At 51.9% G+C, this 13957-nt stretch carries 12 protein-coding genes; 9 read left to right on the top strand and 3 right to left on the bottom strand.

The features are described 5' to 3' along the window. Positions 1-117 precede the first annotated feature (117 nt). Genes BLQ88_RS02085 through BLQ88_RS02065 form a run of 5 tightly spaced genes read left to right on the top strand, consistent with a single transcriptional unit; the run spans position 118 to position 7328 of the window. On the top strand, positions 118-1431 hold the full coding sequence (locus BLQ88_RS02085) for an SWIM zinc finger family protein (protein ID WP_090146210.1): 1314 nt from the start codon (positions 118-120) through the stop codon (positions 1429-1431). Next, entirely contained in the window at positions 1428-2891 is a 1464-nt protein-coding gene (locus BLQ88_RS02080; protein ID WP_090146208.1) for a DUF5691 domain-containing protein, read from the top strand. The genes BLQ88_RS02085 and BLQ88_RS02080 overlap by 4 nt, the downstream gene beginning before the upstream one ends. A 4-nt stretch (positions 2892-2895) precedes the next feature. Then, on the top strand, positions 2896-3978 hold the full coding sequence (locus BLQ88_RS02075) for an ATP-binding protein (RefSeq protein ID WP_090146326.1): 1083 nt from the start codon (positions 2896-2898) through the stop codon (positions 3976-3978). Between the two features lie 10 nt (positions 3979-3988). Beyond that, complete coding sequence (locus tag BLQ88_RS02070) at positions 3989-6187, top strand: DUF5682 family protein (RefSeq protein WP_090146206.1); 2199 nt, start codon at positions 3989-3991, stop codon at positions 6185-6187. Between the two features lie 10 nt (positions 6188-6197). Continuing rightward, positions 6198-7328, top strand: coding sequence for a VWA domain-containing protein (locus tag BLQ88_RS02065; RefSeq protein WP_090146205.1), 1131 nt, complete (start codon positions 6198-6200; stop codon positions 7326-7328). 109 nt (positions 7329-7437) lie between these two features. Here the strand turns inward: BLQ88_RS02065 and rluF are convergent, their stop codons facing one another. Further along, positions 7438-8184, bottom strand: a complete 747-nt coding sequence (gene rluF / locus BLQ88_RS02060) for a 23S rRNA pseudouridine(2604) synthase RluF (protein WP_090146203.1) — start codon at positions 8182-8184, stop codon at positions 7438-7440. A gap of 163 nt (positions 8185-8347) precedes the next feature. Between rluF and BLQ88_RS02055 the strand changes: the two genes are divergently transcribed. Together BLQ88_RS02055 and BLQ88_RS02050 are read left to right on the top strand one after the other, a co-directional pair. Further along, positions 8348-9646, top strand: a complete 1299-nt coding sequence (locus tag BLQ88_RS02055; RefSeq protein ID WP_090146201.1) for an acetylxylan esterase — start codon at positions 8348-8350, stop codon at positions 9644-9646. 26 nt (positions 9647-9672) lie between these two features. Continuing rightward, the gene (locus tag BLQ88_RS02050) at positions 9673-10977 is read left to right on the top strand and encodes a Gfo/Idh/MocA family protein (protein ID WP_090146199.1); all 1305 of its coding nucleotides are present in this window, start codon (positions 9673-9675) and stop codon (positions 10975-10977) included. 81 nt (positions 10978-11058) lie between these two features. Here BLQ88_RS02050 and BLQ88_RS02045 read toward each other — a convergent pair whose 3' ends face one another. Together BLQ88_RS02045 and BLQ88_RS02040 are read right to left on the bottom strand one after the other, a co-directional pair. Then, positions 11059-11415 carry a hypothetical protein gene (locus BLQ88_RS02045; RefSeq protein WP_090146325.1) on the bottom strand — a complete coding sequence of 119 codons (357 nt, stop codon included), beginning with the start codon at positions 11413-11415 and terminating at the stop codon, positions 11059-11061. 160 nt (positions 11416-11575) lie between these two features. After that, positions 11576-11902, bottom strand: coding sequence for an enzyme of heme biosynthesis (locus tag BLQ88_RS02040; protein WP_090146198.1), 327 nt, complete (start codon positions 11900-11902; stop codon positions 11576-11578). 94 nt (positions 11903-11996) lie between these two features. On the opposite strand from BLQ88_RS02040, the gene BLQ88_RS02035 reads away from it, so the two are divergent. After that, positions 11997-12734, top strand: a complete 738-nt coding sequence (locus tag BLQ88_RS02035) for an electron transfer flavoprotein subunit beta/FixA family protein (RefSeq protein WP_090146196.1) — start codon at positions 11997-11999, stop codon at positions 12732-12734. 37 nt (positions 12735-12771) lie between these two features. Further along, the gene (locus BLQ88_RS02030) at positions 12772-13746 is read left to right on the top strand and encodes an electron transfer flavoprotein subunit alpha/FixB family protein (RefSeq protein WP_090146194.1); all 975 of its coding nucleotides are present in this window, start codon (positions 12772-12774) and stop codon (positions 13744-13746) included. Positions 13747-13957 lie beyond the last annotated feature (211 nt).

The following is a 13957-nucleotide window of genomic DNA, read 5'->3' as shown; positions in this document are numbered from 1 at the left end:
TCTAATATAGGGCTTTTTCGCCTTCAAATAGCCGAGAAAGTACGTATGCACATTTGTCTCAATTTATTCCCTGCAATACCTATTTTTGATTTTCGAATCAGTGACATCATCCGTTGAATGCAATATAATCGCGAACAGATTCTTCAACTCGCACCCGACGACGTTTCGGCGAAAGCCGGCCGGCAGCTGGCCACTCCTGGTAAGTGGGTAACGATGGCTTGTAACGACCTGGCAATCTGGGGAGAATGTCAGGGTAGCGGCAAAAACCCCTACCAGACCGCCATCGACCTGACTAATATCGCTTTCAAATGCAACTGCCCCAGCCGGAAATTCCCCTGCAAGCACGGCTTGGCGTTGTTTTTATTGTATTCCGAAGATCAGGGAAAATTTACGGCAAATCCGGAATTGCCTGCCTATGTGGCTGAATGGCTTTCCAAGAGACAGGCCCGCGAAACCACGAAGGAAACCAAAGAAGAAAAACCCGTGGATGAAACCGCGCGCGCCAAACGTGTGGAATCCCGCGAGAAGAAAGTGAACGGCGGTATTGAAGAGGTACGCGCCTGGCTGAGCGACGTTATACGGCCGGGCATTGCGCACGTACCTCAGCAGGCTTACCAGTTCCATAACAACATCACGGCCAGGATGGTAGACGCACAAGCAGGAGGACTGGCGAGCCAACTGCGGCAAATCAGCGAAATCAACTTTTTCAATGAAGGCTGGCAGAAGCAGCTATTAAAAAGATTATCAGGCATTTACATGATAACGGAAGGTTATCGTAACCGTGATACACTGCCAGCCGGCTCTGCACGGGACATTGCTACGCTGATCGGCTGGACGATTCCGAAGGAAGAAGTTTTACAAACCGAAGCCATTACCGATCAATGGATCGTGTTGTCGGTAACGATGTCGGAGGAAAGCAATGTGACTACGGAACGGATATGGCTGTACGGGCTTGGAACCAGCCGGTTTGCATTGCTATTGAATTTTTACGCCGGTAATCAGCCGTACCAGACGATGCTCGTTCCGGGTATACAAATAGATGCCGATATCGTGTACTACCCCGCCTCCGTCCCTATGCGCGCGCTGATTCGCGAGCAACGTCCTGTAACCAGCCGCTCCGCCCAAATAAACATACCTGACTCATTTTTAACTATATACAACAATATTGCCGATACATTAGGCAAAAACCCTTTTGCAGAACAAATACCTTTCATGATCGAAGGCGTGAAAGCGACTTTTGCGAACGAACGGTGGTTTTTGACTGACCAAGAAGGGCTCAGCGTTCCCCTATCGAATCCCGAAGACGAATGCTGGAATATGCTCGCATTCTCTGGCGGGCGCCGGTTTTCGGCCTTTGGCATTTGCGAGCAGGGACAATTCGATTTACATTTTATTTCGGCAGCCCGGCAGGGTGTTTTTCTGAAATCATGAATACAGAAATATTGAAGGCGGCGTTGCTCGGTACCGACAGGCACATGCCAGAAATATCCCCCGGTGCGCCGGAGATTTATGCTAAGATACAAGCCATGCCCACCAGTAAGGAGGACCGCTTTCTGAAAATGGCATTCGTATCCCTGCTTTACGAAGAAGCCGGTACCAAGCCGGTTGTGATAGATTCCCATTTACCAGAATGTCCACCCGAGGCGCAGGCGATCGTTACAGGCCAGCTCGCCTCATTGCTGCAATCCGCGCTCAAAGACCAGGACGATGTGTTATTTGCATTCCTGGTTTTCAGGATTGTGCAACGGAACGAAGTAATTCAGCCACAGCTTGTTCCTACGATTCTCGATAAGGCGCTTGAAAGCAAGCATGACCGGCAAAACTTAACCGGCATTTGCGGAACAACGGGCCAATGGCTCTGTGGTTTGAACCCGCGGTGGAAGGCATTGCGGGACGGGACGGCAGAAGACGAAAACGTATGGGAAACCGGTTCGACGGAGGCCCGAAAAGCCTTTCTTTCGGCATTGCGTAAAAAAGACCCGAGTGCTGCCATTGTGCTTTTGGAAACTACATTGAGCCAGGAAAATGCCGGTAACCGGCTCGCATTGCTGCAATTACTGAATTGCGGGCTATCACTTTCGGATGAAACTTTCCTTCAAAAACTGACAACCGACAAAAGTCAGAAGGTACGGGAAACCGCCATTGGAATGCTCCGACAGATTCAGGGCTCAGCTATCAATCGTCAGCATCGCGAATGGCTGCTGCGGATGATCGAGGTGCGGGAGGAGCGGCATTTACTGGTTATGAAGAAAAAGAAGGTTATTATTGCCGAGGACGTAACGCCCGACGAAAGTATTTTCAAAACGGGTATTGAAAAAGTGAGTACGGAAAAAGGCGTTCAGGACCATGTGTTCATCGCCGGGCAACTACTTTCGGCAATCGATCCTGTTGCCTTATCTAATTCGTTGAATATCAATGACCAGGAACTGATTGCATTGTTTCTTGAACATCCCGCAGCCAAAGCATTACTGCCTTTCCTGACATCCGCAGCCGTGCATTTCAAATGCAAATCCTGGGCGCTGGCGCTGCTGCACCGGGGAGATGCGCGCGACATTGGCCTGCTGGATGCGCTGGCGCCGTCGGAGCGGTTGCCGTTTTACCTGCAATTCCTGAATGGCAATGCAGCGAACCTGTTTGCTTACCTGCTGGACGACGCCTATTCGCTCCTGCCCGACCGGCTGGCCGAACAATTGCTCGATCATCTTTCCAAGTTTCCCTACCATATTACCCAGGCAACTTATCAGCGTCTTGCATTGCAGCTACCTTACAGCATCATGCCCGTTTTGAAAAAATACACCGACGATCCCCGGCAGGACTACCAGTTGAGATATTTCAAAAACCAGGCATCAGAAATGATGCGCATGGTTGAACTACGAAAAAACATTGCTTAAAAACATGTCACAAAACATTCTACGGCAGGCAGCCGAAGCGCAATTTGCGCAGGAAATCGAAGAACTTAAAAAACACGACAAGCACACGCGGCCGGAAAACTGGCTGCTGTCGCCACATGCGGTGGTGACCTACCTCATGGGCGGCACGCTCGACAATGGATTTGAAATATCCTGCAAATACATCGGCAACCGGCGGCTCATGGAAATTGCCGTGGCAACCCTCACCACCGACCGCGCGCTGCTGCTTTATGGTTTGCCTGGAACGGCCAAATCCTGGGTTTCGGAACACATCAGCGCGGCGATTTCCGGTGACTCGGGCCTTGTGATCCAGGGAACAGCAGGTACTGGCGAAGATTCCGTGCGCTATGGATGGAATTATGCCCAGTTGCTTTCGGCCGGGCCGGTACCGGAGGCCATTGTCGAGACGCCGGTAATGCGCGGGATGAAGGAAGGCAAAATTGTGCGTGTGGAAGAGCTTACGCGCATTGGTTCCGATGTGCAGGACAGCCTTATCACCATTCTTTCAGAAAAAATGCTCCCCATTCCCGAGCTGAATACCAAGGTCATGGCCGTTCGCGGTTTTAATATCATCGCCACCGCCAACAACCGCGATAAGGGTGTCAACGACCTTTCCAGTGCATTGAAGCGCAGGTTCAACACCGTAATCCTGCCCGTGCCCGAAACAATTGAGGAAGAAGTAGAAATTGTGCAGCAGCGCGTCGCGAGTTTCAGTAAATCGATTGATCTGCCGGTTGAAAAGCCTATTCTGGAAGAGATTAACCGCATTGTCACGGTATTCCGCGAGTTGCGGAATGGCGTTTCTTCCGATGGTAAAACAAAACTCAAATCCCCGTCCGGCACATTGAGCACGGCGGAAGCTATCTCTGTGATGAACAGCGGATTATCATTAGCCTATCATTTCGGCGACGCCAGCCTCAGAGCGGACGATCTGGCAAGCGGACTGATCGGAGCAATCATCAAGGACCCGGTACAGGACAAGATTGTCTTCCAGGAATACATGGAAACCGTGCTTAAACAGCGCGATGGTTGGAAAGACATTTACAGGGCTTGCAGGGAAATAATCTGATCAGAATCCTATGTCCGTTCATCTTTTAGGAATCAGGCACCATGGCCCCGGCTCTTCACGGCACGTACTGAACGCATTGGCGGAAATCCAGCCGGATATCATTCTGATCGAAGGCCCGCCCGAGGGCGAAGCAATGCTTTCGTGGGCGGCGCACAAGGATATGCAGCCTCCGGTAGCGTTGCTGGCATATGTGCCGGACAATCCCCAACAGGCCGTATTTTATCCATTTACCATTCACAGCCCGGAATGGAATGCTATTCTATACGGATTGAATAACCATATTCCCTTGCGCTTCATCGACATGCCGCTGGCGCATGGATTTGCCACGGAATGGAAAGAAACGCCGCTTCACAACGAGACATCGGAACTCGCAGCACACGTCCGGAAAAACCCGATCGCTTACCTAGCCGAAATAGCCGGATTCGACGACCCGGAAGAATGGTGGGAACATCGTTTTGAGATCGCGCAGCAGCCCTATGAAGTTTTTGAAGCCATTGCCGAGAGCATGGCGGCCCTGCGGCAGACCCTGCCGCAAAGAGCCGACCGCAGAGAAGATATCCGGGAGGCATTTATGCGAAAATCTATTCGCATTGCACAGAAAGAAGGTTTTGAACGCATTGCGGTAATATGCGGCGCATGGCATGTGCCTGCGCTCACACAGCTGCCCAAGCAAAAAGAGGACGATGCGCTTCTGAAAAATCTGCCCAAAACCAAAGTCGAAAGTACCTGGATTCCCTGGACCAACGACCGTATGGCATTTGAAAGCGGTTATGGCGCGGGCGTGGAGTCGCCGGGCTGGTATATGCACCATTGGCAGCATCCTGATGACCATGGCACGCTTTGGCTTTCGCATACCGCACGCGTGTTCCGCGAGAACCAGGTAGATATCTCCTCGGCGCATATTATCGAGGCGGTTCGATTGGCTGGTGCATTGGCTGGGTTGCGGGGATTCCCGCGGCCGGGGTTGAAAGAGTTGAACGAAGCCACAGTGGCAGTGATGTGTATGGGTGAGCCCGTGCTCATGAAAGTCATTTACCGCGAGCTGATTGTCGGTAAGGCATTCGGTCAGATACCGGAAGGAACGCCGCAGGTACCGCTGCAACGCAACCTCGAACTGCTTGCCAAGCGGTTCCGAATCAAGGTCGTACCGGAACATAAGACATTGAAGCTGGATTTGCGGGAAGAGAATGACCTGCAAAAGAGTATTTTGCTACACCGCCTGCAACTGCTCGATATTAACTGGGGTACGATGGAATCCGTTAGCGGTAAAGGCACTTTCAAAGAGGAATGGACGCTGCGCTGGTATCCCGAACTGACGATTAGGCTCCTGGAAAAAGCGCCCTGGGGCAATACGGTGGAAGAGGCCGCCACGAAATACCTCAAAAACACCGCCAGCAAATGCACGCGGCTGGATGAGATTACGCCCCTGGTGCAAAGTGCGATCCCGGCGGACTTACCGACGGCACTGAATGCGGTAATGCAAAAAATGGATGAACTGGCAGCCAGTACCTCCGATATTTCCATGCTCATGGACGCGTTCCCGCCGCTTGCGCAGGTGAGCCGGTACGGTAATGTGCGAAAAACCGACCGCGAAAGCATCGACCTGATCATGACCACTATTTTTTACCGCGCTATCGCAGGCCTGCCTGCCGGCTGCACCGGCATCGACGACGAACAGGCCGCAGTAATGACGGACAAAATCAAGGAGGTTAACCAGGCGATCCGGATGCTGGAAAAACCGGAATTGACGGAAGACTGGACGGCCGCATTGGAAACGATTTTCCATGCCGACCGCACGGCACCGTTTATCCAGGGCTATTGCTGTAAAGCATTGTACGACAGCCGACAGCTCGGCATGGACAGCACTTTCAATGCATTTTCAAAAGCACTTTCGCCTAGCAATGAACCATCGGCCTCGGCCAACTGGCTGGAAGGTTTCCTCACCGACGCTGCCACCGTGCTGATCCTGGACGACGTGATCTGGGCCGTGGTGAATGACTGGCTACAATCGCTTGACGACGAGACGTTTCTGCAAGTGGTTCCGTTGCTAAGGCGTACATTCGCTAATTTCAGTAATGTAGAAAAAAGAAAAATTGCAGGACGTGCAAAGCAGGGCAAAGCCGGTGCATTAATCCCTCAAACCATCGACATCGACCCCCAAAGAGCTGAAAAGGTGCTGCCGGTACTTGAAATGCTCATGGGTTTTTAATACAACTAAAATGGATGATAACGCTGTAAAAAGGTGGCGGCTCGTGCTCGGCAAGGAAACGCAGGACGAGCTCGAATACACCCTCACGAAGGAAGAGGCCGGGATAGACCGGACATTGGAAGCCCTCTATAACTCTGAAAGGAAGGGCGGCCTGGGTGCATCCTCGCCCAATGTGTCGCGCTGGCTCGGCGATATCCGCGAATACTTCCCTACCTCGATTGTGAAGGTTATGCAGCAGGATGCATTGAAACGCCTAAAACTGACCTCGATGCTCACCGAACCCGAAATGCTCGAAACCATTGTTCCCGATATTCAGCTCGTCGCCAACCTGATGACGCTGGGCAAGCTTATTCCCGAAAAAACCAAAGCCACGGCCCGCGAGGTTATTCGTAAAGTGGTTGAGCAATTAATACAAAAACTGGCCGGCCCGACCCAGCAGGCCATTACCGGTAGCCTTAACCGAGCGGCACGAAACAAGCGACCCCGCCATAACGAGATCAACTGGCATGAAACGATCCGTAAGAACCTGAAACACTATCAACCGGATTACCAGACGGTTATTCCCGAAATACGAATTGGTTACGGCAGGAAGCGGAAGGCATTGAAGGATGTGGTATTATGTATCGACCAGAGCGGTTCGATGGGGACTTCGGTGATTTACTCTGGCATTTTCGGCTCCGTAATAGCCTCGATTCCCGCCGTAACGACCAAAATGGTGGTATTCGACACATCAGTCGCAGACCTCACCGAGGAGCTCAAAGATCCGGTGGACCTGCTTTTCGGCGTACAACTCGGCGGCGGCACCGACATTCACAAGGCGCTCAGCTACTGCCAGCAGCTCATCACCCGCCCGCTCGATACGGTACTCGTGCTCATCAGCGACCTGTACGAAGGCGGCAACGAAATTGAAATGCGCAAAAAAGTAGCGCAATTGGTCGACACGGGCGTTCAGGTCATCACGCTGCTCGCGCTCAACGACGAAGGCGCACCCTTTTACGATCACAAAAACGCCGAGTTCTTTGCCAGCCTCGGCATCCCAGTCTTCGCCTGCACCCCCGATCAGTTCCCCGACCTGATGGCCGCTGCGCTAAGCAAGCAGGATATCGCCATGTGGGCGGCTGGGAATGATATTAAATTATAAAGGGAGGAAAGGGGGAAGGGAAGAAAGGAGGATGGAGGAAGGGAGGAAAGGGAAAAGACACCCATCCTCCCTTTCCTCCATCCTCCCTTTCCTCCCATTCCCCTCCCTTTCATTCGTCCCAATCCGCGAGATAAGACCCCTCCTCCGTTTTGGTCGATGCCGCTACTGCCTCATTGATCTCCTTCATTTCGGCATCGGTGAGGTTCCGCCATTTACCCACCGGTAAATCATCCAGCGACACATTCATAATGCGGACACGTTTCAGCTTCGTCACATTGTAACCCAGGTATTCGCACATGCGGCGGATCTGGCGGTTGAGGCCTTGGGTTAAAATAATGGTAAATACAAAAGGGCCCTCTTTCCGCACGAAGCATTTTTTGGTAATAATCCCCAGAATGGGCACGCCGGAAGCCATTTTCTGTATAAAATCGGGCGTAACGGGTTTGTTAACGGTTACCACATATTCCTTTTCGTGGTTATTGCCCGCGCGGAGGATTTTGTTGACGATATCGCCGTCGCTCGTGAGGAATATCAGTCCTTCGGAAGGCTTGTCGAGGCGGCCGATGGGAAAAATGCGCTCCTTATGGCGAATGTAATCGATGATATTGCCCTTGATTTGCCGCTCGGTGGTGCAGGTAATGCCCACCGGTTTGTTGAATGCGATATAGACACCCGCTTTTTTTGCTTTGAGTGGCTTGCCGTCGACGCGCACGTCGTCGCCGTCCGTGGCTTTATCGCCCAAAACAGCCTTCCGGCCGTTGAGCGTGACTCGGCCCTGCTCCACGAGTTTGTCCGCTTCGCGTCGCGAACAAAACCCGGTTTCACTAATGAACTTATTGATCCTGACTGGCTCCAATGCTTTCTATACTTTTTCCAAATGCCTGATGCGGCTTATCACGCGGCAAATTAATTCAAATCACAAAAAAAATAGGGTTACATATAAAGATTCAGGCGTTTTTGCCCTTTACCTCTTCAATGCTCATTATATCAGATCACAAAATAGAACAAATTGCCGGTCTATGAAAAATCGTCTTTTACTAAGTCAACTCTTCTTCTGGATTACCCTTCTTGCCCTGCACGCGCAACCCGCACGCAGGCCCGTGGAGGTGATCGTCACCGCCGACCGCGACGACTGGACCTACAAACCCGGGGATAAAGTACAATTTATGATCAGCGTGCTGCGCAACGGTAACCCCGTTAAGAATGCACAGGTGCGGTACGAAATCGGTTTGGAAAAGCTCGAACCTACTATCAAAGAAACCAAGACAGCCGCCGATGGTACATTGAAAATCGACGGTGGCACACTCAAAACACCCGGCTTCCTTCGCTGCATCGCCTGGGCAACCGTCGACGGCGTGGAGTTCCGCGGCCTGGCCACAGCAGGTTTCGACCCATTGAAAATACAGCCAACCGTTGCGAACCCGGAAGATTTCGACACATTCTGGGCGAATGCAAAGAAAGAACTGGCTGCCGTTCCGATGGATGCTAAAATGACGTTGTTACCCGATCGCTGTACTGAAAAAACAAATGTTTACCACCTGAGTTTACAGAACAACCGTCCGGGCGTGCGCGTGTACGGCATTTTGAGTGTGCCTAAAAAAGAAGGTAAATATCCTGCGCTGCTGCGCGTGCCCGGTGCCGGCGTGCGTGCCTATTACGGCGACGTAACCACTGCCGATAAGGACATTATCACCCTCGAAATCGGTATCCACGGCATTCCCGTGATCCTGGACCCGGCCGTTTACCTCGATATGGGCCAGGGCGTACTGAATGGCTATCCTGCTTATAATCTGGATGATAAGGATAAATTCTACTACAAACGCGTGTACCTCGGTTGCGTTCGCGCGAACGACTTCCTTACCAGCTTACCTCAATATGACGGCACCAATCTCGCCGTGACAGGCGGTAGCCAGGGTGGCGCGTTGTCGATCATCACCGCCGGCCTCGACCCGCGCGTGAAATGGCTGGGCGCATTTTATCCCGCATTGAGCGATGTGACGGGTTACCTCCATGGCCGCGCAGGCGGATGGCCGCATTATTTTGATAAAAACGGGGTCAAAACCAATAATACCAAGGAAAAACTGAATACGGTTTCGTACTACGACGTGGTCAATTTTGCGCGGCGCGTGAAGGCGCCGGGGCTTTATATCTGGGGTTTCAATGACGAAACCTGCCCCCCTACCTCAATGTACGCAGCCTATAATGTGACCACCGCTCAGAAAGAACTCAAATTATACCTCGACACCGGCCACTGGACCTACTCCGACGAGCGCGATGTGATGAACAACTGGCTGGTCGACAAACTGAAAGGCAAATAATCTCAACAAAACCGGAACATAGATTTATGGATCGCAGAACATTTATTGAAAAGTCGGCGCTTGCGGGCGCAGCATTCTCCTCGCTCCCGCTGCTGACTGCCTTGAAACGGGCGTCACCCTACCGCACGGCGCTCATCGGCGCAGGCTGGTGGGGCACGAATATCCTCCGCTGCGCTGTTCAGGCAGGAGAATCAAAGCTGGTGGCATTGTGCGATGTGGATCAGAACCAGCTGAAAATCTGCTCGGAAGTTTTTTCCAAACTCACGCCGGACAAGCCGAAACTCTACAAGGACTACCGTGAAATGCTGGCCAAAGAAAAGCCGGAAATCGTGATCGTCGCCACGCCCGATCACTGGCATGCATTGTGCTGCATTGCGGCAATCGAGTCAGGGGCGCATGTTTATGTAGAAAAACCGATTTCCCATACCATTAAGGAAGGCCGCGCGATGGTGAATGCTACGCGCAAGCACGGGCGCATCGTGCAGGTGGGTACGCACAGGCGCGTGTCCCCGCATAACGTGTCGGGTATGGAATTCCTGAAATCCGGGAAGGCCGGTAAAATCGGGATGGCGCGGGCATTTGTGCATTACGGAGGCGGCCCGGGGCAAAAAACACCGGACGCGGAGCCGCCACAGGGCCTCGACTGGGATTTCTACTGCGGCCCGGCGCCATTGGTTCCTTATAATAAGACTATCCACCCCAAAGGCTTTCGGAATTATCTCAATTTTGCTAACGGCACCCTCGGCGACTGGGGCATTCACTGGCTCGACCAGGTGCTTTGGTGGTCGGAGCAGAAATATCCGAAGAAAATCTACTCGACCGGTGGTCGTGCAATCCGCCAGGACAATACCGATGCACCCGATCACCAGGTAGCCGTTTACGATTTCGATGGTTTTACATTGGAATGGGAACACCGCAACTTTGCCGCCAACAATGCCGAAAAAACACATCCTAACCAGGCTGTGGGCGTGTATTTCTACGGTACGGAAGGTACATTCCATATGGGCTGGCTCGATGGCTGGACGTTCTACCCTACCAATCCGAACAAGCCTGTCATCCACGAGGACGCCAAGCTCAATAAGCCCGATGACCAGAATATTCAGCAGCTTTGGGCCAATTTCCTCGAATCGATCAAGAGCAACAAGCCGCCGATCTGCGAAATAGAAGTGGGACAGCGTTCCACGAATGTGGCGCTATTGGGGATGCTTTCCTACAAACTGGGAAGAAGCATTGTTTGGGATGGGGAGAAAGAAATCATTCCCGGAGACGACGAAGCAAACAAATTACTTAGCCGCGATTATCGTGGAGAGTGGAAGTATCCACAGGTGTAAAACGGTGTCAGGTGTAGTCAGGAAATTGTCATGTGCCTGACTACACTTGACTATACCTGACCACACCTGACCATAAATGACTTAATCGATCTTCACGACTTCCGCGGGGATGTTATACTGATCCACCGCTTCGCGTGCAAAGCGTACGTGCCCGCGCGGCGCCATGAGGTACAATTTCGCGCCTTTCATCCCTGCCAATTCGCTCAGCAGCTTCCATTTGGAGATATGGCCGCGCATCTGGTCGGTTTTCATGCAAACTTCCAGATAATGCCTGTTGAACATATTTACGCCTGTTACATCGGGCGTGAAACGGGTGTTATCGGCTGCCCGTTCGTACGACTTGGGTGTTTCATATCCTTCCATATTGGCTTGGATATCCTTGAACCCGTGCGATTTTGCCCACTTTACTACAAGCGGGATGAATGTTTCCTTTTCCATAATGACCATGAATAGTTATCTGCTCTATACCGGCAGTTTCTACAATACAAATCTTGACTGAGCAGAGGGGATACGACAGAGGCGATATTCCCGGTGGTGCAGGATCTTTTGATAAAGATAGCCTATTTCCGGCAAAACCGCAAATCGGAGACTGACGAGGTCAGTCTTCCAATTCGTCTTTAAAATTGTTGTAGGCCGAGAGTAATTCGCGGTGCGTTTTGGCATTCTTCTGAATTAGTGCCAGTTCCACACCTTTCTGATAAATTTCCTCAGCCTTTTCTATTTTTTCCAATGCAGCAAAAAATGCGCCAGCGTGGTAGTAAGTCGGCAGATAATCGGGATGTTTTTCGAGGAGCAGATCGAAATAGCGTTCGGCCTCTTGCGCGTCGGATTTGGAATACTCGATCGCCAGCGCGTAGGCATTGAACGGGTCGGCCGGGTCTTCTTCGTAAAAAGCGAGTAAATTGGCGAGTAAGGAGTTATTCATCGATATTATTATGCTTGCATACTGTATTCTTTTCCCTTAATTTGCCCGGGTAAAGTTATTCTCATCAAACGTAAAGAAAAGTAACCATACCATCATGAAAATACTCGTTTGTATAACTAACGTCCCCGATACAACCGCCAAAATAAGTTTCACCGACAACGACACCAAGCTTAACAAAAACGGTGTGCAGTTTATCATCGGTCCTTACGACGACTACGCGCTTGCCCGCGGCGTGGAGCTCAAAGAGCAAAGCGGCGGTTGCCTCACAGTCCTGCACGTGGGTGAAGCCGACGCCGAGCCGCAGATCCGCAAAGCGCTCGCGATCGGTGCCGACGACGCCATTCGTGTGAATGCCGACCCGCAGGATTCCTATTTCACAGCTGCGCAAATCGCGCACATTGCCAGCCAGAACAGCTACGACCTGATATTGATGGGCCGCGAATCCATCGACTACAACAGCGGCGTGGTGCACGGGCTGGTGGGCGAAATGCTCGGTATCCCCTCCTATTCGCCGGTGATGAAGCTGGATCTGGATGGAAATAATGCGACCATCACCCGTGAAATCGACGGTGGGAAGGAAGTGCTTAAAGCGCCGTTACCGCTGGTACTGGGGTGCCAGGAACCGATTGCCGAATGGAAAATCCCGAATATGCGGGGCATTATGACAGCCCGCACCAAGCCCCTGAATGTGGTAGAACCGGTTTCCGTAGACGATATGACCGCGCCGCAAACGTACCAGCTCCCTGCCCCGAAAGGTGCCTGCAAGATGATCCCCGCCGACCAGGCGGAAACGCTCATCAAACTGCTGCAAACCGAGGCAAAAGTGCTGTAACACGCGGCTTATTTTTCACATTCAAACGAAAACGATCATGTCAGTCCTTATATATGTAGAACTCGATAACAGTTCCATCAAAAAAACCTCATTGGAAGCCGTGGCTTACGGTGCAAAAGTGGCATCCCAAACCGGCGGCCAGGCCGTGGTACTCGCGTTGGGTAAAGCCGAAAATGCAGAACTGGAAAAAGCCGGGCAATATGGTGCTACCAAAGTGCTCCATGCCGCCGATGGAAAACTGGAACACGAAAACAGCCTTGCGTTTGCGGATGCGCTCGTGCAGGCCGCCACGCAGGAAGGCAGTAAGATCATCATCCTGTCCAAATCCGGCCTGAGCGATGCTATGGCCGCGCGGGCGGCAGCCAAACTGAAAGCGGGAATCGTTTCCGGTGTGACGGCATTGCCTGAAACCAATGGTGCCTTCAAGGTAACGCGCGCTATTTTTACCGGAAAAGCATTTGCGACGACGGAAATCAAATCGGACATCAAAGTGCTCGTCGTCCGCAAAAACGCCATTGAAATCGACGAATCGGCTTTGAATGGCGGCAGTGCAACGGTGGAAGCATTCCAACCTGCGTTGCGCGACAGCGATTTTACGGCCAGCGTGGTGAGCATCGAAAAAGCGGATTCGGAGTTGTCATTGACGGAAGCCGAAATCATCGTTTCCGGAGGCCGCGGTATGAAGGGGCCGGAGCACTGGCAGCCGCTGATCGACCTTGCCAAGGCATTAGGTGCTGCAACGGGCTGTTCCAAGCCGGTTTCCGACCTCGACTGGCGCCCGCACCACGAGCATATCGGCCAAACCGGCATTAAGGTAGCTCCTAACCTGTACATCGCATGTGGTATTTCGGGTGCGATCCAGCATCTGGCGGGCGTCAATGGCTCGAAATGCATTGTGGTGATCAACAAAGATCCGGAAGCGCCGTTTTTCAAGGCAGCGGACTATGGTATCGTCGGGGATGTCTTCGATATTTTGCCTAAACTGACGGAAGCAGCGAAAAGCCTCAAATAGGGGTTTCAGGGCTATTTTGCAAATAAGTTGAAAGTATAAAGTTTAAAAAACAAGCTTAAAATCAATTGATTAAGCTATTTTAAATTTTTGCCCGGCGAGAGCCGTCCAATCTTAACCCTTACAGCATTTTTTTATGCAGTAAGGGTTAATTATTTTTGCACCTTTGATCCGCCGATGGCGCCTTTCAAACAGGAACACTTTAAAGGGTTTG

The sequence above is a fragment of the Dyadobacter soli genome (assembly GCF_900101885.1).
Classification (GTDB): Bacteria; Bacteroidota; Bacteroidia; order Cytophagales; family Spirosomataceae; genus Dyadobacter; species Dyadobacter soli.
Note: the sequence above shows the minus strand (reverse complement) of the source record. Positions and strands in the feature narration are given on the sequence as shown.

What these genes read in the sequence shown, in the direction of transcription:
- BLQ88_RS02050 (WP_090146199.1), top strand. Translation starts at nt 9,673, where the DNA reads ATGGATCGCAGAACATTTATTGAAAAGTCGGCGCTTGCGGGCGCAGCA.
- BLQ88_RS02075 (WP_090146326.1), top strand. Translation starts at nt 2,896, where the DNA reads ATGTCACAAAACATTCTACGGCAGGCAGCCGAAGCGCAATTTGCGCAG.
- BLQ88_RS02080 (WP_090146208.1), top strand. Translation starts at nt 1,428, where the DNA reads ATGAATACAGAAATATTGAAGGCGGCGTTGCTCGGTACCGACAGGCAC.
- BLQ88_RS02045 (WP_090146325.1), bottom strand. Translation starts at nt 11,415, where the DNA reads ATGGAAAAGGAAACATTCATCCCGCTTGTAGTAAAGTGGGCAAAATCG.
- BLQ88_RS02035 (WP_090146196.1), top strand. Translation starts at nt 11,997, where the DNA reads ATGAAAATACTCGTTTGTATAACTAACGTCCCCGATACAACCGCCAAA.
- BLQ88_RS02065 (WP_090146205.1), top strand. Translation starts at nt 6,198, where the DNA reads ATGGATGATAACGCTGTAAAAAGGTGGCGGCTCGTGCTCGGCAAGGAA.
- BLQ88_RS02040 (WP_090146198.1), bottom strand. Translation starts at nt 11,902, where the DNA reads ATGAATAACTCCTTACTCGCCAATTTACTCGCTTTTTACGAAGAAGAC.
- BLQ88_RS02085 (WP_090146210.1), top strand. Translation starts at nt 118, where the DNA reads ATGCAATATAATCGCGAACAGATTCTTCAACTCGCACCCGACGACGTT.
- BLQ88_RS02070 (WP_090146206.1), top strand. Translation starts at nt 3,989, where the DNA reads ATGTCCGTTCATCTTTTAGGAATCAGGCACCATGGCCCCGGCTCTTCA.
- BLQ88_RS02055 (WP_090146201.1), top strand. Translation starts at nt 8,348, where the DNA reads ATGAAAAATCGTCTTTTACTAAGTCAACTCTTCTTCTGGATTACCCTT.
- BLQ88_RS02030 (WP_090146194.1), top strand. Translation starts at nt 12,772, where the DNA reads ATGTCAGTCCTTATATATGTAGAACTCGATAACAGTTCCATCAAAAAA.